Here is an 18,085-nt window from a genome sequence, read left to right as displayed (position 1 = left end):
GCTCCGTAGCCGGCGGTCTACAGCTGGGCGCCGTCCCGGAGTACGTGGTGCTCCCGCTACTCGTGGCGCTCCTGCTGTTTTCCGCTGTCAAGGTCTAGCGGCATGCATAGCTCGCAGTGTCTGACGAGGAGCAAGGCACGGATGACCACCGAGCACGAACGAGTTCTCAGCACGTCGACGAGTGCGAGTGCCCGCACGGTGTCGACGGTTTGCCGTCACCGTAGCGCCAGATCGATGAGGCCGGCCGCGAGGCCGATGAGAGCGCAGATGCCGAGGGTTCGAAGGACGCTCCACTTTCTCCTCAAGAGCAGGTAGCCGGCGAAGAGGGCGATCGCGAGGGAGAGGGGCTTCAGCGTTCCGGCCTCGGGGACCTGGAGGTGGACAGGTCCCCACTCAACAAGGTTGACCTCGCGGAACAGGGTGTGGACCGCGAAGAAGATCGCGAGGTTGGCGATGACGCCGACGACGGCCGCCATGATGCCGGTCAGGGCTGCGGAGAGGGCGTGGTTGCCGCGGAGGCGCTCGACGTACGGTGCGCCGACGAAGACGAAGACGAAGCACGGGACGAAGGTCACCCAGGTGACCAGCAGCGAGGCCAGCACCGCGGCCACCCAGGGGTTGAGGTCACCGGGGTCGCGGTAGGCGCCGACGAACGCCACGAACTGCACCACCATGATCAGGGGGCCAGGCGTGGTCTCGGCGAGCGCGAGCCCAGTGACCATCTCACCGGGGGCGAGCCAGCCGTAGACCTCAACGGCCTTCTGGGCGACGTAGGCCAACACGGCGTACGCACCGCCAAAGGTGACGAGAGCGGCGCCAGAGAAGAACAGGGCCTGGTCGGTGAAGACACTGTCTCGACCGGTCAAGGCGACGACCGCACCCACCGGGACCGCCCAGGCAACCACGCCCAGTGCGACGACCGTGAGGGCGTGGACGCGGCTGGGGCGTTCGGCGTGCAGGGCGTCATCGGGGATCAAGGGCGGCGGACCTTCATCGCTTCCCCCTTGGGCCTCCTTCGCAGCCATGATGTGCGGAGCCCACCGGCCCAGTGCCCAGCCGATGGCCGCGGCGGCCGCGATGACCAGCGGGAAGGCCACGGCGAAGACGGACAGCGCCAGGAACGCGGCCACGGCCAGGGCGATCAGGGCCGGGTGTCCGAGCGCTCGGCCACCGACGCGGACCACGGCCTGCGCGACGATGGCTAACACGGCCGGGGCGACCGCGGCCAGGATGGCGGTGACCAGTGTCGTGTCGCCGGCTCCGACGTACAACGCGGAGAGCCCGAGGAGTGCGACGACCCCGGGGAGAACGAAGAGGGTGCCGGCGATCAGTCCGCCCTTGACGCCATTGAGCAGCCAGCCGATGTAGATCGCGAGCTGTTGGGCCTCGGGACCGGGCAGAAGGGTGCAGTAGGACAGTGCGTGCAGGAACCGCTGCTGGCCGATCCAGCGCTTCTCGTCGACCAGGGTGGTCTGCATGATCGAGATCTGGCCGGCCGGGCCACCGAATGTCTGCAAGGAGATCGCGAACCACACCCGGGTCGCCTCCCGCAGAGAGATCACGTCGTCGCGCCGTGCGTCGGGAGGGCTCATGAGGGTTCTCTTCCCAGAAGGAGTTCGCGTTTGAAGAACTCGTAGAGGCCGTCGAACACCGGCCTGGTGATGTCGAGGATCTGGGGGTCGTCGCAGACCATCGACAGTCCGCGCAGGGCGGTGTCGAGGCCGGGTGCTTCGGGTGCGTCGAAACGTTCGTCGTCGAGGTCGGCCTCGTGGACGATCTCCGCGATCCGCCACAACACCGGGTCGGCCAGGTCGTGTCTGCGCAGTAGCGTCTCGAAGGTACAGTCGTGACCGTGGTGCCCGAAATCCACCCCCCGCATGTCGAACGGCACCGCACCCCGGGTCACCGCGCCGAGGTCGGTGACGAACTCGAAGACCGCGTCCGGGTCGATGAACCGGCGGATCAACCAGGCCGATGACGCCCGGTCGATGTGGATGCCCGCCCTCGTGGCCCACCTCATGACTCCACCCCCACATCCACGACAACGCGTGACAACTCGGCCACCTCAGCTCGGGCGGTCTCCCGTTCGGGCGGCGGGAAGAAGTCGCGGCGCTGGACCTGATGCAACTCGCGGCGCAACGATCGCAACGACCTCATCGCCTCCGCTGATCCGATCGACCCTCTGCCCGCGTCGCGTGCCCGGTCGGCGATGGCGGCGTACTCCGCTGTTCTGGCCGCCGTCATCTCGGCCACGATGCTGCGCTCCTGGGCAGCGCTGGTGAGTTCGGCACGCCACAAGGTGCTCGACCCGCCGGCCTCGTCGATCTCCTCAGCCAACCACTCCAACTGCTCCACCGTGCGGGCATCGGCCGGCAGCGCGGCGAGACCGTCGCCGATCTGGGCCACACCCAGGCGTTTGAGCTTGCGCCACACCGCAATCCGCGGTGTCGAGGGCTCTCGCGGGATGCGGTAGCTCAACAGCACCCACTGACACCGACCGTCCTGTGCAACCACGGTTGCATTCTGCTCAGTTGAAGGTGATGCGGTCAATCCAGGAGTCGTGTCCTCTGCTTTCCTACCTTGGCCATCCTGCCCTGGACCGCGTCCTTGGCCGGAGCCCGCCAAGCGGGTAGCGCTCAGAAACGCCTACCTCGGGAGCGATCCCCTCATGCGGACTTCGACGCCGCCTGCGCTGGTTTCGAAGGGTCTCGCTCGTGCGGTACCTGCGGACCTGGCCGGGCTGCTGGCTGCACCTGACGCCTTGACCGTGAGCTGGCTACCCCTCGCCCTACGCGTGGTGGTCGAGCAGGTCGTGGTGAGCGCTGTCGTCCGCCGGTTCGGGGCTGACGTGGATCGTGACGTCCGAGAGCTTGGGGACCTCGTGCAGAAGTCGGTGATGTGCCTCGTTGGCGATGTCGTGGGCCGCGATGATCCCGAGGCTCGCGTCGACGGTGATGCCAGCGTCGGCGGAGATCCGATGTCCGATCCAGCGCAGCCGGACCCGCTCGACGCCAGCGACCCCGGGGGTGGCTAGGAGCGTGTGTTCAGCGGCCTCGGTGACGGCCGGGTCGATCGCGTCCATCAGGCGTCGGTAGATGTCGCGGGCGGCGCCGCGCAGCACGACGAGGATGGCGAGGGTGATCAGGAGGCCCACAAGGGGGTCCGCCAACGGGAGTCCGAGTAGGACACCCAGGGCGCCGAAGACGACTGCCAGGGAGGTGAATCCGTCGGTGCGCGCGTGCAGGCCGTCGGCGACGAGCGCAGCGGAGCCGATACGTCGCCCGACCCTGATCCGGTACACGGCGACGAGCTCGTTGCCGATAAAGCCGAGCACACCGGCAGCGGCCACGACCCACGGGTAGGAGACGGTGGCCCCGTTGATCAGCTTGTCGATCGACTCCCACCCGGCCAAGACCGCCGAGAGCGCGATCATCGCGACGATGAAGATCCCGGCGAGGTCCTCAGCCCTGCCGAACCCGTAGGTATAGCGACGGGTGGCGGCGCGGCGGCTCAGCACGAAGGCCACCCACAGGGGCAGGGCGGTCAACGCGTCGGAGAAGTTGTGGATCGTGTCGGCCAGCAGGGCCGTCGAGTTCGTCAGGAAGACGACAACCAGCTGAGCGAGGGCGGTGAGCCCGAGCACGACCAGGCTGATCTTCACCGCGCGGATGCCGTCGGCACTGCCCTCCAGCTCGCTGTCCACGGAGTCAGCGGCGTCGTGGCTGTGTGGCTTGACGAGGTGCTTCAGCTTTGCGAGCAACCCGCCGTCGCGCTCGTGATCATGAGGATGTGCGTCCGCAGGCACGTGCTCGTGCGGATGGTCGTGGGCTGCCATGACACCATGGTATTTGCATGGGCGCGCATATACGCAAACGCTAGGCTATGCCCATGCACGACGAGCTGCCCAACTTCGCCATGCCCGACGAACGCCAGGTCTCGATGGCCGCCGACGCTTTCCGCCTGCTGGCAGACCCGACCCGGATCCGGATCCTGTGGGCGCTGCTCCAGGGCGAGACCTCGGTCAACCGCTTGGCCCAGCTGGTCGAATCGTCGCCCTCGGCGGTCAGCCAGCACCTGGCCAAGCTGCGCCTAGCAGGGCTGGTGACCGGACGACGTGAGGGCACGTTCATGTACTACGCGGCCGGCAGCGGCCACGTGCGCGCACTCCTTGACGAGGCGCTCTTCCACGCCGACCACACCGATCGGGGCCTGGACAGCGAAGTTCCCCACAGCCACGGGACCCGCCGTTCTGCGACCGCGGCGGTCCGCTGACGTTCCGACTGTCAGGACGCTGAGGCCCCCAGTTGTGTTTGAGCTCCTCCTCTACGAATCGGTGAGTACCAAACTCAACGTCCGCGCAGCGCACCGCCTCGCGCGCGGCCCAGCACCAGTCGCCCCACCCCAAGACGGCCACGTTCGGGTACGACACGTCTGGCAGCAGCGATGAGGAGCAGCCTCGTGGGCCATCGCCGGCGGACTCCTGTAGGCCGCCGTCGTGGTCGATGACCCAGATCGCACCGCCCAGCTCACCAGACGGATCCTGTGGCTCTAGATATCCCAGGGGCGTAACCCGTCAAGCGGCTGTCGTGGTTCGGTGTGCTTGGCTTGGCTTGGCGTCGCGCTGCTGGCCGCCCTGTCCAGCCCTGTGGTCGACGTCTACCTTTACTGACTACCGTCACCCGGGTCGATTTGGCTCGCGCTCCTACGTGTGTCCACTAGCGTCGTCAACTTCGCCGTCCGGATGCACGACTTGCCCCATGCCTCCGCCTTCTGGCTGTTCGCCGAAGGATCCGACCTGCGCAGCGTCATGGAACGCATGGGGCACGCCCAGATCCAGACCACCCAGACGTACCTGCACGCGCTGCCCGAAGCCGACCAGAAGAACCTCTACGCCCTCGCCCGAGCGCGCCGCAGAAGACAGCAGAGCAGCCCGACTGAGGAGGCGGCGATACTGTCCACTCGAGCAGGGAAGCAGGCTTTGCACGACCCAGCAGACAAGGCACTGGTACAGAAGATCCTCCCCGTGCTCGAACTCGAACTCGAACTCGAACTCGAACTCGAACTCGAACATCGATACACCCGCCTGGTCGAAGCCTGGAACCACGACCTCGGCGCCCAGATCCGCCGCTCCGGCCGCCAGGCCGGGAATCGGCTCGGCTACAAGATCCGAACCCCGACCGGCGACCCCGAACAACGCGACGATGAACGCCTGGTGGTCTGGGTCGTCGTCATCCACCCCCGACGACGAGGACCGCATCCGCGAGCGAGGCGAGCTCCTCATCAGCCAGACCCTGAACCAACTGCTTGGCTGAGGCCTCATGAGTTCCTTCAGGTTGCTCAGCGCTACCCGGTGACAGCTCCTCGGTGCGCGGCGCACGACGTCCGAAGACGTCGATTAGACATGCGCTCATATGGTGGGCGCCTCGCGCGCCCTTCCCTCGGCTTGCAAGGATCGCAGCAAGGAAACTATGGCCAGAGGAGATCGCTGTGCAGTATCGGGAACTGGGCAAGACCGGCTTGAAAGTGTCCGCGCTGGGCTACGGCGCCTGGGGGATCGGCGGCGCCGGGTGGGTCGGCGCCGAGGACGACGAGTCGTTGCGAGCCCTGGAACGGGCCATCGAGCTCGGCGTGAACTTCATCGACACCGCACGCGGCTACGGCGAGAGCGAGCGGCTCGTCGGGGAAGTGGTACGGCGCCACCCGGGCCAGGACCTGTACGTCGCGACCAAGGTCCCGCCGAAGAACGGCACCTTCCCCGCACCGGCTGGTCTCGACCCGGCCCAGGCGTTCCCTGGGGACCACATCCGTTCCAACCTCGAGGAAAGCATGCGGGTCTCGGGCCTGGAGGCGTTCGACGTCTTCCAGTTCCATGTCTGGAGCGACGAGTGGCTCGGACGCGGTGACTGGCTGGAGACGATCAGCGATCTGAAGCAGCAGGGAAAGATCCGCGCGTTCGGTGTCTCGGTTAACGACTTCCAGCCGGACAGTGCGCTGGAACTTCTCGGGTCCGGCGTCGTCGACACCGTCCAGGTCATCTACAACGTCTTCCACCAGCAGCCGGAGGAGCGGCTCCTTACAGCCTGTGCCGAGCACGGAGTCGGCGTGATTGTGCGGGTGGCGCTCGACGAGGGCGGTCTGACCGGCCGCATCACCGCGGACACCCGGTTCCCCGACGACGACTTCCGCAGCGGCTACTTCCGCGGCGACCGGCCCGCGCAGATCGAGCAGCGCGTCAACGCGCTGAATGAGGACCTTGAGATCTCACCGGACCAGACGGCAGATCTGGCCCTGCGCTACGTGCTGGAGTCGCCAGCGGTGTCCACGGTGATCGCGGGCATGCGCACCGTCCGCAACGTCGAGCGCAACGCCGCGACCATGGACGGCCGCCGACTGTCGGCCGCACAGGTAGACACGGTGAAGAAGCACCGCTGGGAACGAAACTGGTACGTCGGGGACTGACCCCCCGCTTCTCGCCAACCGCCGCGGCGAACGTCGCGACAAAGTCTGCGACCGCCGCACCCCGAATCCCCGCAGGAACGACCACCCTCGGGCGTCGGGCTCATGCGCCCGGTGGTTCTCGTGCGGGTGCCCCGGCCTGATCGGGGCCACCAGCGACGTTGGCCCGTGACGGGGCTCCTGGGAAAGCGGGAGGTCCTCTCACGACACGAGTTCAAGAACACCTGCCAGGCCCAGGCCGTTGGGCTGGACTGGTGCTACGGGTGCTACGGGTGCTACGACCGCCCGCACAGCTCGGCGGGCATGATGAGCCCGATCACTACGAGAACAGCGCGGCTCCCGACCGGGAAGCCGCATACAGAAGCCATCCACGATTCGGGGGAACCAGAACCCTTCTTAACCTACGGGCCTGTCGTTGGTCGACGCGCTAACGATGACCATCGAGGATGGCGCCCATGTATTGGCTGCGATCTGCTCGGTGATAGCCGGGATGCAGCACAGTTCGCGTCCGTCAGCAGTACTGGGTCGTGCCTCCACCGGCATAGCGGCAGGTGTCCACGGTCGTGCCAGCGGAGTTGCGGAGCACTGCGTAGTCGCCGTCGTTGTTCCAGACTGCGCCGTTCGACGTCGCGGTCGCAACGCGACCCCAATAGCGCTTCGTCGCGGTGTTCGTGCCACGGCCGGTGTACAGGGTCACGGACGCACCGGCGGCGATCTTCGTGGTGGGGAACCTGTAGTACTGGTTGTCGGTGCCGGGCGAACTCCAGATCTTCCAGCCGCTGATGTATTTCGCAGTGCTGCTGTAGTTCTTGAACACGATGTACTCGGTGTTCAGGTTGGTGCCGGTCTGCGCGTAGTGGATCTTGGTGATCCGGACCGACGAGGCTGCCTCGGCCGGGGTGGTGAAGGCGAGAACGAGCACCAGCGGAAGCGTCATCAGGGACGCCATCAGGGTCTTCTTCATCAGGCAACAGCCCCCTTGATCTTGTGCCCATTCACGGGCGTGAAATAGGTGCGGACCACCCGGCGCCAGGGCGCGGACGGCAAGTCACGACGGTGCAAGGCCACGGCGGCGCAGTACTTGCTCACCTTGACCGGACGGACTCCGAGCTCGCGTAGGGCGCGGTCAGCAAACGATGCACCGCGCCCGGATTTTGTCTCGACCATGGCGTAGCCCGACCGCAAGTTGGCGTACCCGGCGACACCGGAACTGTCGGTCAGGTAGACGTCGACGTCGAAGGTGACCCGGGCGTCGTCGACCAGCGAGACAAGTGTGGCTCGCCGGTTCGTCGTCGAGAAGGAGGGCGACAGTCGTCCAGGCAGTCGCTGTCGGTAGGCCCCGTCGACGATGGTCGATACAAACGCGTGCCCCCTGTCGCCGAGAACCGGCGGCGGAGCTGACAGGTCGAGGTCCCCGGTGTAGGGGACGCGGGTCTTGCGGGTGACCGCCCGGAGCCCCTTGTGCTTGACCTCCAGGAAGTGGGTTCCCGTATCGGTGTACGTGCGCAGCCTGACCTTGTACCGGCGTCGACGGCCCTTGAGGTGGTCGCGGTAGGTGTCCATGTCTGCAGTGTCGAAGTACGTCGAGTGGTAGCCCATGAGTCGACGGCCCTCGATGTCGAGGACAGCAAACCGACCCTCGGTGCGCTCGAAGAACGCAGCAAGGGTGGCGGCGTCGACAAAGTACTTCCGGTCGACCCGCGTCATCAGAGCGGCGCGCTCATTGACCTGCTCCAAGCTGAGACCGACCAACCCAGCCACGGCGTCCTCGACGACTGCCGTGGCGTTCACAGCGTGTCCAGAGCGGGTGACGCTTCAGTGGCGCGGGCCGCGGCGACAAGGTTGGCATCGACGCTGCGAGCGGCGGGCTTCCCGGGCCGGGGCCGCATCCGCAGGTCGAGGACCGTGACCTCGCGGACGTAGTCGACCTGACGCACGATGACGTGAAGCACTTTACAGTTCATGCGCTCCTCCAGGTCGGCCCGCAGGTCCTCCTCGCTTGCGTGCACGGTGTCGAGGGTGACGATCTGGCGCCGCGAGCGAGGCAGCACGATGCTGTTGTCGAGGAAGAACATCACCGCGACCACCGTGACGTTGAGCAGGTTGACCAGCCATCGGTCATGGAACGTCATGCCGTTCAGCAGGCCAATCACCAGAGCGACCACGTAGTAGGCGACCTCTTCATGCGCGACCTCATCGGACCGCAGACGGACGATAGAGAGCAGGGCGAACAGCCCGAAGCCGAAGCCCACCCCGATCTGCGACTGGTTGACGATCAAGACGCCTACGGCGAACAGACCCACGTTCAGCGCAACGAACGACAGGACGAGGTCGGACCGTCCATGGCGGCGGTAGTAGATGGCGATGGCCATGACCAAGATCGTGATCAGGTCGACCACCAGCGAGTGCAGTACTGCTCCGCTGCGGCGGCTGAACCAGTCCTCCCAGAAGAATGGGTTCAACGCCAGGGGCGCAACGTCCATTCAGACTCTCCCTGCGATTGCGGCCGCACGGGGCCGCCGCGGTTACGCACCACATGTTGCGAGTAGCGCTGATTGTTACCCATCTGTTTGACAAGCGTTCACACGGTAACCCGGGCGATCCGAAGTTGTACTCCTCTCTGACAAATAGGTTGAAAAGCCTCACTGACCCCCAATAGTGATGCCCGAGATCGTGAGAACCCCCAGAGGGTTGTAGTTCCAGGCCACGCCCTCCCCTGCACCGTGAGCCGCGCCGCACGGGTTCCCGCACACAACGGGTCCATCACACCGAAGCGGCGCCGGGGCGGATGAAGATCCACCGGAGGGAGGCCGGCGACCGCCATCACGCCGGCCGCCAGCAGGCCCGCGATCGCAAACCCGGCGACCCACCGATACCTGTCGCATGAGTCCCACGACACCGTGAGACCGAGCCGTGGGGACGGGTCGACGGACTCCGTGGACCTACGGACTCCGTGGACCTGTGGGGCGGGACATCATCGGTTGCCTTGTCGATATACTATGCTGCCTAGTATCTGTTCCTGGTTGGCCGGATCCGGGACCTCTCGATTGTCAGGAGTTGCAACAGGTGGGACAGCTGCTGTTCTCGACGACGATCCTGGCATCGTTCTTGGGAGGCGTCGTCGCGCTCCTGGCGCCGTGCTGCGTCTCGGTGATGCTCCCGGCCTACTTCGCGTCCAGCTTCCGTAGCCGCACGCACATCCTTGCGATGACGCTCGTGTTCGCAGCCGGCGTCGGTACGGTCATCCTCCCGATCGGACTGGGCGCCACCTTCTTGAGCCGGCTCATCTCCGGACATCACTCGGTCGTGTTCTCGATCGGGGGGGCCGCGATGATCCTAGGGGGACTGGCGATCCTGGCCGGCTGGAAGTTCATGCTCCCGATGCCCGGCATGCGCGGAAAGAGTGGGACTGGGGTGGGTTCGGTGTACTCACTGGGCGTCTTCTCCGGTGTCGCGAGCTCGTGTTGTGCCCCTGTTCTTGCCGGGGTCGTGGCGCTGTCCGCGGCGACGGCCTCGTTCCTGCCCTCCCTGATCGTCGGTGTGGCCTACGTCTTCGGGATGGTTGCCCCCCTCACCGTGCTTGCGCTGGTCTGGGATCGTCGTGACTGGGGCAGCAGCAGACTCCTGTCGGCTCATCAGCTCAGCCTCGGCTTCGGCCGGTTCCGACGGCAGCTGCCGCTGGCTAGTGTCCTGTCCGGTGGCCTGATGGTGGCGATGGGCATACTCACCGTCGTCCTGGCGGTACGCGGCCCGTCGATGCCCACTGATGGCTGGCAGGTGCGTCTCACGGCGTGGCTCGGGCACGTCGCCTCAAGCGTGGAACGCGACCTGTCCTGGATGCCGCCCTGGATCCCAGGACTGCTCATCTTGGCAGCGCTCGCCTGGTTGATCTGGCGCGGCACTCGCCCACTGAATCGACTCCGCTCCGCCACGGGCGACGCCCCTTCGACGCCGGCGTCTGAGCCCTCTCGTTTTTCCTCACCGATGGAGATGTGACTGTGACGTCAAAAGCCAAGTCTGCTGACTCCCTCCGCGAGGAGCGCGAGGAGCGCGCGAAGTCCGAGGCCCAGGTCGCTTCCGCGTCTGTCCGGCGTCGAAGGTTGGTGAGCCGCGCAGCAGCGATCGTTGCGGTCCTCGTCGTGGTCGGTGGATTGTTCGCGATCTACCGCTCTACCGCGGTGGATTCGAGCGCAGCAGGTTCGGAGGCGTCGGGTGGGACCGGGAAGTACGTCTACCAGGTCGGCAGACCCGGACCCGGCGACCAGGCCCCACCCTTCTCGTTGCCCTCAACGCAGGGCGGCACCGTCAGCCCGTCGGATTTCGCGGGCAAAACCGTGCTCACCTACTGGCATGAGGGGCTGGGTTGCCAACCGTGTTGGGACCAGATCCGCAGCCTGGAGGCCAGCCGGCCCGCGCTGAAGGCGGCCGGCATCGATGAGTTCGTCTCGATCACCTCTGGTCCGGTCGACGCCCTGAAGCAGAAGCTCGGCGACGACAAGCTGGACTCGGCCACTCTCGCCGACACCGACCTGGCGGTGTCGAAGAAGTACCAGATGAACCAGTTCGGCATGATGGGCGACTCCCGTGACGGCCACTCGTTCCTGCTCATCGGACCGGACGGGAAGATCCTGTGGCGCGCCGACTACGGAGGCGCCCCGAACTACACCATGTACGTCCCTGTGGACCGGTTGCTCGCGCAGCTGAAGACCGGCCGCAGAGGATGACCTCCCCCACTCAGGTCACGTTGCTGACCCAGTCCGACTGCGCCCAGTGCGACCACGCCAAGGACGTGCTGGCTCGGGTCGGAGACGACTACCCACTCCACCTGCGCGAGATCGCTCTGGAGACCCCCGAAGGCCGAGGCTTGGCCGCCACCCACGGGATCCTGTTCGCCCCGGGCGTCTTGTTGGACGATCACTCATTCGGGTTCGGCCGGCTGTCCGAGCGTCGCCTGCGCAGGGAACTCCTGCGGCGCACCACCACAGGCGAAGTAGATCGCTGACCGAGGGATCAATCGCGTCGTGATGACCATGACCCCAGGGTGGAGTGGGCGATGACGCAGCCAGTCGACGTCGCGACGGGAACATCTGAGCGCGACGCGAGCCCGAGACTGCGGGCGCCGCAGAAGTCGATTCCGTCCCTGTCACCTTCGCAGCTCGCGCGCTGGGCATGGCGCCAGCTGACCTCGATGCGCACGGCTCTCTTGCTCCTGCTGCTCCTGGCACTGGCCGCGGTGCCAGGCTCGGTCATTCCGCAGACAAGCATCGACCCCTCAGCAGTGATCCGCTGGCAGGCAGCCCACCCGCGGCTCACCCCCGTCTACGACAAGCTGGGCTTGTTTGCGGTCTTCCGGTCTGCGTGGTTCAGCGCGATCTACCTACTGCTGATGGTGTCCTTGGTCGGCTGCGTGCTGCCGCGGCTCCGCGTGTATTGGGCAGCCATGCGGGCGCGGCCGCCGCGTGCCCCACGGCATCTATCCCGACTTCCTGCCTACTGCCGGACAACGGTCCCGACCACGCCAGAGGTCGCCCTGAGAGCCGCCGAGGATGAACTGCGCGGCCGTCGGTTTCGGGTCGCCGCCGAGGGGATGTCGATCTCGGCCCAGCGCGGCTACCTCCGAGAGGCAGGAAATCTGCTCTTCCACACTTCGGTCCTACTGGTTCTCATCACCTTCGCCTACGGCAAGCTGTTCGGGTTCGTCGGCGGCGTCATCGTGGTGACCGGCGAGACCTTCACGAACTCGGTCAGTCAATACGACGAGTTCACTCCCGGAGCCCTGTTCGACCCCGCAGGGCTTTCACCGTTCAACCTCGACGTCAACAAGTTTCGGGTCAAGTTCCTGCGGGATGGCCCGCAGGCCGGACAACCGCTCTCCTTCGCCGCCGACGTGACCTACCGGGGTGAGGGACGCTCACCGGCGCGTGCGTACAGGCTCGAGGTGAACCACCCCCTGACGGTCAATGGGACCAGCGTGTTCTTGGTCGGACACGGGTACGCGCCCCTCATCACCGTCCGGGACGGCAACGGGGACGTTGCCTACCAGGGCCATGTGAACTTTCTCCCACAGGACGCCACCTTCGCCTCCTACGGCGTGATCAAGGCCCCGGATGCGCAGCCCGAACAGCTCGGCTTCGAAGGACAGTTCCTGCCGACCTACGCCTTCACCATGCAGTCCGGCCCGTACTCGGCGTTCCCCGACGCCCTCAACCCGGCACTGACGCTGTTGAGCTACCACGGGAACCTCGGCATCGACGACGGACGACCCCAGTCGGTCTACGACCTGGACAAGACCCACATGAGGCCCTTCAAGAAGGCCGACGGCAAGGACTTCCGCGTCGACCTCGCCCTTGGACGGACCATGAAGCTGCCCAACGGTGGAGGCACCATCTCGTTCGACCGCGTGGACCGCTGGGTCAAGCTCCAGGTCAGCGAATCACCCGGGAAACGAATCGTCCTCGCAGGCGCCTTGATCGGCATCGTGGGCCTGCTCGGTTCCCTCTACATCCGCCCTCGCCGAGTGTGGGCGCGTACCTCGACCGCAGACGGACGGACAGTCCTGGAGGTCGCCGGGCTGGATCGCAGTCAGCAAGACGACCTCCAGGGCGACATCGACGATCTGAGCGCACGGATACAACGACGCCTCGAGGAGCAACCAATGACCTCCCAACCCCCGCAGGAGCAGCCATGACGGCCGCGAACTTCGCCGACTTCAGCGACAACGCCATCATGTTCGCCTCGATCGTCTACGTGCTGGCGTACCTGGCCCACCTGACCGAATGGGTCTTCCTACGCTCGGTCCCGTTGCCGATCGAGGAGAGCGCTATGGCGCTCGTGGGGGTCGGTGGCGCCGCCGACCTGAGCCGTGGGGACGCAGCCCCCACTGGGACCGCCGCCAACGGCTCGGTTGACGGGTCGAGTAGCGCGGAGGTGCGGGTCGAGCTCTGGGGGCGCATCGGGCTCGCGCTCACCGCGCTCGGCTGTCTGCTGCACGTCACAGGCTTGGTCTCCCGCGGCCTGGCCAGCGATCCGGTCCGGGTGCCCTGGGGCAACATGTACGAGTTCACGCTGGCCGGCACGTTCGGGGTCAGCCTGATGTACCTGGTGCTGATGAAGCGCTACCACCTGCGCTGGATGGGCGTCGCGGTCACCGGCTTCCTCGTCGTGGTGCTGATGCTCGACCAGCTGGTGCTCTACCAGAACGCCGGACCGCTCGTGCCCGCACTGCACTCCTACTGGCTGGCTATCCACGTGCTCGCCGCCATCATCGCCTCCGGCGCGTTCGCCACCGGAGCCCTGGCGCTGGGCCTGTTCCTGGTCAAGGACCGCGCCACGCGCCGCGGCAAGGTCCGGCCGGGCGGCTACCTCAGTCGGCTGCCCTCGCTCGAGGCGCTCGAGCGGGTCGGCTACCGGCTCAACGCGTTCGGGTTCCCGATCTGGACGTTCGCGGCGCTGGTCGCCGGGCCGATCTGGGCGGAGTACGCCTGGGGCAGCTACTGGAACTGGGACCCCAAGGAGGTATGGGCGTTCATCACCTGGGTGATCTACGCCGCCTACCTGCACGCCCGGGCTACCGCCGGGTGGAAGGGCAAGGCTGCCTCGGTCATCGCCCTGGTCGGCTTCGCGTCCCTGCTGTTCAACTTCGTCGGCATCAACTACTTCTTCGGCTCAGGCAGCCTGCACTCCTACTCCGGCTGAGCTCGCAAAGCCAGCGGCCAGACAACGCTTCGCCCTTCGAGCCTGATCCGCTGGGGTCTGCCATCGATCACCCCGGTGCACCAACGCGACCCAGGAAACGCTGTTCGATAGTCCCAGCCTCCACACGTAACCGGTCAGCGGCTTTCCCGAACCGATCACCGATCCTTCACAGGTCGGGCTCGGCTTCACAGCGGCAGGGTCCACCCGGAAATGAGCCCCTGCATGCGCGAGATCAGATCCGTCCATACCCCGGTGAGCTGGAGAAGGCCCAGCAGGATCAGCAACGCACCGCCGGTGCGTGTGATGGCTCGGGCGTGGCGGCGTGCCCACCCGACGGAGCGCATGAACCGGTGCATCGAGAACGCGGCCACGATGAAGGGGATGCCGAGGCCCGCGCTGTAGGCGAATGACAGTGCGGCGCCGCGTCCGGCGCCGGCCGAGCTGGTGGCGAGTGTGAGGACAGCTGCCAGCGTGGGCCCGATGCAGGGGGTCCACCCCAGACCGAACAGGACACCGACGACGGGGGCGCCGGCGAGACCGGCTCGGGGTCGATAGGTCAGCCGGAATGAGCGACCCGCCAGCGGCAGTCGCCACAGCAGGCCGGTGAAGACCAGTCCGACCAGGATGGTGACGACACCCAGGACCCGAATGAGGGTCTCCTGGTGAGTGATCAGCAGCCCACCGAAGGAACCGAACAAAGCTCCGTAGCTGGTGAAGACCGCGGCGAAACCAGCGACGAAGAGGCAGGCGCCCCACACCGTTCGCCGTCGCGTCGATGCCCGAGTCTTGACCGCGACCGCCCCTGATGCTCGGTCTGGATCCGCCTTGTCCGTAGCGGCGATCTCGCTCCCAGCGAGGCCAGCGACGTAGGAGAGGTAGCCGGGAACCAACGGCAGGCAGCACGGGGAGAAGAACGACAGTGCGCCGGCCACGACCGCGATCAGGCCAGCAACCAGGAGGGGCCCGTCCAGCACCACCTGCTGGGCGCCGGCACCGATGGACTCAAGCGCAATCACCTGTCAACCTCGCTGTACGGAATGTGATCTCGACGAAGAGGGCGTGGGACGATCACGGCGGCGGGGCGCCCGGCGCCCCGGATGATCTACTATGACGTATAGGAATTGCATGGAGGGCTGCGGGTCCGCGGCGGATGAGGAGCGCAGGGTCTATGCGTCAGCTTGGGCAGCTCGAGGCTGAAGTCATGAACCGGGTGTGGTCGTGGGAGCGCCCGGTGCTGGTGCGTGAGGTTCTGGAGGACCTGCAGCGGGACCGCACCATCGCCTACACCACCGTGATGACGGTGATGGACAACCTGCACCGCAAGGCTCTGCTGGTTAGAGAGCGCGAGGGCCGCGCCTACCGGTACAGCGCCGCGCAGTCCCGCGAGGCGCACACCGCAGAGCTCATGGAGGAGGTCCTGGCCTCCAGTGGCGATCGCTCGGCAACGTTGATGCACTTCGTGCAACAGATCGACCCCGAGGAGCTCGCCGCGCTTCGAGCCGTCATCTCGCGTCGGCGGCGCAAGAAGGACCCGGCCGAATGATCGCGTCCGTGGCCTTGATCGCCTACGCCGTGCTCGCCGGCACCTTCGGGGTGTCCTTGTTGCGTCGGACTCGGTGGGCCGAGCGTGCCCCCCGGCTAGGCATCGTGGCCTGGCAGGCCCTGTCGGGGTCGCTGGTCGCCTCGGTGGTGTTGGCCGGACTCTCCCTGGCGGTGCCGGTCTCGCTGGTGACCTCGGACCTGGCCGGTCTGCTGGACACGTGTGTCATGTTGCTGCGCGCCCAGTACTCGACTCCCGGCGGAGCTGCGGTGAGCACGGTCGGGCTGATGGTGTCCCTCGTGGTCCTCGGTCGAGTTGCGCAGTGCCTGGTCGAATCGTGGCGTACTGCCCGAGCCGGACGCGCCCGGCAGCGCACCCAGCTCTCGTTGATCGCTCGGCCTGACAAGGAGCCAGACGTGGTTGTTCTCGATCACGCCTCCTGTGCGGCCTATTGCGTCCCGGGTCGTGCCGGTCAGATCGTCATCACCACCGCCGCTCGGGACGCCCTTGACCCTGAGCAGATGTCCGCCGTGCTCGCCCACGAGCGGGCCCACCTCCGCGGGCGGCATCATCTGGTGATTCAGTTTGCGGCTTCATTGCGTGCCGCGTTCCCGTTCGTGCCGGCGTTCCGCCATGCCGAGGATGAAGTCGCCCGTCTCACCGAGATGGCCGCCGATGATGCTGCCATGCGCACGGTCGACCGGTTGACGCTCGCCACGGCTCTGGTCCGGTTGGCCGAAGGATCCACGCCGGCTGGGGCGCTGGGGGCCGGGGGCTCGACCGCCTTGGTCCGCGTTCGACGTCTCGTCGACCCTGCGGCCCCGCTGAACCCGCTGCGAAGACTGGCCACCCTGGCTGGCGTCGCCCTGATCCTAATAACGCCCCTCGCCGTTGCCGCCGCCCCGGCCCTGGCCGTCGTCTCAGCAGGCTATTGCCCCGTCTCCTTGGCCACCTGACCCCGCTCCGGCTCGCGGGCGGATCGACGCTCCAAGGAGCCGTTCTGCCAAGCACACCGCGAGCAAGGCAATACCGAGCCCTCCTCGGTCTGCAGGCCCCTGTCCTCGAGCGCGTGCCAACGGTTCCAATGAGCATCAGGAACCCACATCAATCGCATCGTTCCTTCACACCGGCGCGACATGGTCGTAGACGTCAAGCAGCTCGAAGCGAACCGCACGTCAGCGATGAGAAGGAGACTGAGATGGCGATCCGTTCACTGGTACAGGTGACCGCAGGGGTACTGGCAGGGGCTGCCTTGGTGGGCATTCCTACCTGGGCCACCGCCGGCACGCACGACACCACTTCCCCGTCACGACCCGGCATGTCGTCGATGATGAACAACAAGCAGTCCCAGGAGCAGATGACCGAGTCCATGTCGAAGATGATGGACGACGCGAAGATGCGCCAGCAGATGCGCACGCTCATGTCGGACGCAATGGGTGACATGCCCAAGATGGGTGGAATGTCCGGAGAGAAGTCGACCCACGGTCTCTCGGGGATGCACCGGATGCGACCAATGACGCCCGGCTCCAAGTAGTCACGACTCAGTGACAAGGTAAGGAGTCCACGTGAGACCTGTCCTGTTCGAGATCTTCGGCTTCCCGATCAACAGCTAGGGGGTCAGCAAGGCACTGGCCGCCCTGGTAGCGGCCTACCTGCTGGGCCGTGAGTTCCGGCGGCTCGGGTGGGACCCCGAGCGCGCCTGGAACATCGTGCTGGCCGCCACCGTGCTCGGTTTCGGCGGCGGCAAGCTCTACTACCTGGCCGAGCACGCGGGAGATATGACCCGGCACGACTTCGGCTCCTCGGGGTTCACCTGGTACGGCGGCCTGATCGCCGGCATCATCACCGTGGTCGTGATGGCCAGGCGCTACCAACTCCCTTGGAGGCAGCTCGCCGGCATCGTCGCAGCCCCGCTCTCCCTTGCCTACGGCATCGGACGAATCGGCTGCTTCCTGGCCGGAGACGGCACCTACGGCAAACCCTCGGACCTCCCCTGGGCGATGGCCTTCCCCAACGGGACGATGCCGACGCTGGTCCCGGTTCACCCCACCGCGCTGTATGAATCGGCTTTCGCGTTCGTACTCGCCGGGTTCTTGTGGTGGGTGCGCAAGCGCACCGCACCCGTGACGGTCATCGGGTTGTACGCGGTGCTGTCCGGGGCCGCGCGGTTCCTGGTCGAGGAGGTGCGCATCAACAAGGAGGTAATCCTGGGGATGACCCAGCCGCAACTGTGGTCCCTGGTCCTGGTGGCTGTAGGCGCCTACCTGCTCATCCCCCGCCGACGTCGGTCGGGTGACGGTGCTGGGTTGGTCCCCTACCCGGACGATGCGCGCAGGGATCACGGTGTCGACAACCAGGAGTCGGCCCCTTCGCCCTTAGCGACGAGATAATCAG

19 protein-coding genes and 1 pseudogene are annotated in these 18,085 nt (G+C 66.5%); 12 read left to right on the top strand and 8 right to left on the bottom strand.

Annotated features, from left to right (window positions below; all coding sequences use genetic code 11):
• Positions 1–215: 215 nt before the first annotated feature.
• The 4 genes from chrA to ACYVDA_RS12565 form a co-directional block, all read right to left on the bottom strand.
• Positions 216–1,592, bottom strand: a complete 1,377-nt coding sequence (gene chrA / locus ACYVDA_RS12580; protein ID WP_460818706.1) for a chromate efflux transporter — start codon at positions 1,590–1,592, stop codon at positions 216–218.
• Positions 1,589–2,020 carry a chromate resistance protein ChrB domain-containing protein gene (locus ACYVDA_RS12575; RefSeq protein ID WP_460818705.1) on the bottom strand — a complete coding sequence of 144 codons (432 nt, stop codon included), beginning with the start codon at positions 2,018–2,020 and terminating at the stop codon, positions 1,589–1,591. The genes chrA and ACYVDA_RS12575 overlap by 4 nt, the downstream gene beginning before the upstream one ends.
• Positions 2,017–2,514 (bottom strand): Chromate resistance protein ChrB, encoded by a 498-nt coding sequence (locus ACYVDA_RS12570; protein ID WP_460818704.1) that lies wholly within the window; start codon positions 2,512–2,514, stop codon positions 2,017–2,019. The genes ACYVDA_RS12575 and ACYVDA_RS12570 overlap by 4 nt, the downstream gene beginning before the upstream one ends.
• Before the next feature lie 274 nt (positions 2,515–2,788).
• A complete protein-coding gene (locus tag ACYVDA_RS12565) occupies positions 2,789–3,703 on the bottom strand; it encodes a cation diffusion facilitator family transporter (protein WP_460818703.1) in 915 nt (304 codons plus the stop codon).
• Positions 3,704–3,888: 185 nt separating this feature from the next.
• On the opposite strand from ACYVDA_RS12565, the gene ACYVDA_RS12560 reads away from it, so the two are divergent.
• The 3 genes from ACYVDA_RS12560 (at position 3,889) to ACYVDA_RS12550 (ending at position 6,459) form a co-directional block, all read left to right on the top strand.
• A complete protein-coding gene (locus ACYVDA_RS12560) occupies positions 3,889–4,272 on the top strand; it encodes an ArsR/SmtB family transcription factor (RefSeq protein WP_460818702.1) in 384 nt (127 codons plus the stop codon).
• A 469-nt stretch (positions 4,273–4,741) separates the two neighbouring features.
• Positions 4,742–5,521 carry a tyrosine-type recombinase/integrase gene (locus ACYVDA_RS12555; RefSeq protein WP_460818701.1) on the top strand — a complete coding sequence of 260 codons (780 nt, stop codon included), beginning with the start codon at positions 4,742–4,744 and terminating at the stop codon, positions 5,519–5,521.
• Positions 5,488–6,459, top strand: a complete 972-nt coding sequence (locus ACYVDA_RS12550; protein ID WP_460818700.1) for an aldo/keto reductase — start codon at positions 5,488–5,490, stop codon at positions 6,457–6,459. The genes ACYVDA_RS12555 and ACYVDA_RS12550 overlap by 34 nt, the downstream gene beginning before the upstream one ends.
• Positions 6,460–6,967: 508 nt before the next feature.
• On the opposite strand, the gene ACYVDA_RS12545 is transcribed toward ACYVDA_RS12550, so the two are convergent.
• Genes ACYVDA_RS12545 through ACYVDA_RS12535 form a run of 3 tightly spaced genes read right to left on the bottom strand, consistent with a single transcriptional unit; the run spans position 6,968 to position 8,939 of the window.
• The gene (locus ACYVDA_RS12545; protein WP_460818699.1) at positions 6,968–7,420 is read right to left on the bottom strand and encodes a lamin tail domain-containing protein; all 453 of its coding nucleotides are present in this window, start codon (positions 7,418–7,420) and stop codon (positions 6,968–6,970) included.
• The gene (locus ACYVDA_RS12540; protein ID WP_460818698.1) at positions 7,420–8,247 is read right to left on the bottom strand and encodes a polyphosphate polymerase domain-containing protein; all 828 of its coding nucleotides are present in this window, start codon (positions 8,245–8,247) and stop codon (positions 7,420–7,422) included. Before ACYVDA_RS12540 ends, ACYVDA_RS12545 begins: the two co-directional genes overlap by 1 nt.
• Entirely contained in the window at positions 8,244–8,939 is a 696-nt protein-coding gene (locus tag ACYVDA_RS12535) for a DUF4956 domain-containing protein (protein ID WP_460818697.1), read from the bottom strand. Before ACYVDA_RS12535 ends, ACYVDA_RS12540 begins: the two co-directional genes overlap by 4 nt.
• A 583-nt stretch (positions 8,940–9,522) precedes the next feature.
• Here ACYVDA_RS12535 and ACYVDA_RS12530 point away from each other — a divergent pair.
• The 5 genes from ACYVDA_RS12530 (at position 9,523) to ccsB (ending at position 14,151) form a co-directional block, all read left to right on the top strand.
• Complete coding sequence (locus ACYVDA_RS12530) at positions 9,523–10,452, top strand: cytochrome c biogenesis CcdA family protein (protein ID WP_460818696.1); 930 nt, start codon at positions 9,523–9,525, stop codon at positions 10,450–10,452.
• A gap of 107 nt (positions 10,453–10,559) precedes the next feature.
• Positions 10,560–11,180, top strand: a complete 621-nt coding sequence (locus ACYVDA_RS12525) for a peroxiredoxin family protein (RefSeq protein ID WP_460818695.1) — start codon at positions 10,560–10,562, stop codon at positions 11,178–11,180.
• A gap of 20 nt (positions 11,181–11,200) precedes the next feature.
• The gene (locus ACYVDA_RS12520) at positions 11,201–11,458 is read left to right on the top strand and encodes a hypothetical protein (protein ID WP_460818694.1); all 258 of its coding nucleotides are present in this window, start codon (positions 11,201–11,203) and stop codon (positions 11,456–11,458) included.
• 51 nt (positions 11,459–11,509) lie between these two features.
• Positions 11,510–13,144, top strand: a complete 1,635-nt coding sequence (gene resB / locus ACYVDA_RS12515) for a cytochrome c biogenesis protein ResB (RefSeq protein WP_460818693.1) — start codon at positions 11,510–11,512, stop codon at positions 13,142–13,144.
• The gene (gene ccsB / locus ACYVDA_RS12510) at positions 13,141–14,151 is read left to right on the top strand and encodes a c-type cytochrome biogenesis protein CcsB (RefSeq protein ID WP_460818692.1); all 1,011 of its coding nucleotides are present in this window, start codon (positions 13,141–13,143) and stop codon (positions 14,149–14,151) included. The genes resB and ccsB overlap by 4 nt, the downstream gene beginning before the upstream one ends.
• 185 nt (positions 14,152–14,336) lie before the next feature.
• Here ccsB and ACYVDA_RS12505 read toward each other — a convergent pair whose 3' ends face one another.
• Positions 14,337–15,167, bottom strand: coding sequence for a cytochrome c biogenesis CcdA family protein (locus ACYVDA_RS12505; RefSeq protein WP_460818691.1), 831 nt, complete (start codon positions 15,165–15,167; stop codon positions 14,337–14,339).
• Positions 15,168–15,301: 134 nt separating this feature from the next.
• Between ACYVDA_RS12505 and ACYVDA_RS12500 the strand changes: the two genes are divergently transcribed.
• The 4 genes and pseudogenes from ACYVDA_RS12500 to ACYVDA_RS12485 all read left to right on the top strand — a co-directional run.
• On the top strand, positions 15,302–15,694 hold the full coding sequence (locus ACYVDA_RS12500) for a BlaI/MecI/CopY family transcriptional regulator (protein ID WP_460818690.1): 393 nt from the start codon (positions 15,302–15,304) through the stop codon (positions 15,692–15,694).
• Positions 15,691–16,647, top strand: a complete 957-nt coding sequence (locus tag ACYVDA_RS12495; protein ID WP_460818689.1) for a M56 family metallopeptidase — start codon at positions 15,691–15,693, stop codon at positions 16,645–16,647. The genes ACYVDA_RS12500 and ACYVDA_RS12495 overlap by 4 nt, the downstream gene beginning before the upstream one ends.
• 242 nt (positions 16,648–16,889) lie before the next feature.
• Positions 16,890–17,225, top strand: coding sequence for a hypothetical protein (locus ACYVDA_RS12490; protein WP_460818688.1), 336 nt, complete (start codon positions 16,890–16,892; stop codon positions 17,223–17,225).
• A 91-nt stretch (positions 17,226–17,316) separates the two neighbouring features.
• Positions 17,317–18,081: pseudogene (locus ACYVDA_RS12485) on the top strand (prolipoprotein diacylglyceryl transferase); the annotation flags it as partial.
• Between the last annotated feature and the right edge of the window lie 4 nt (positions 18,082–18,085).

It is taken from the genome of Nocardioides korecus (assembly GCF_054778395.1).
This window is presented reverse-complemented; position numbering and strand designations above follow the sequence as displayed.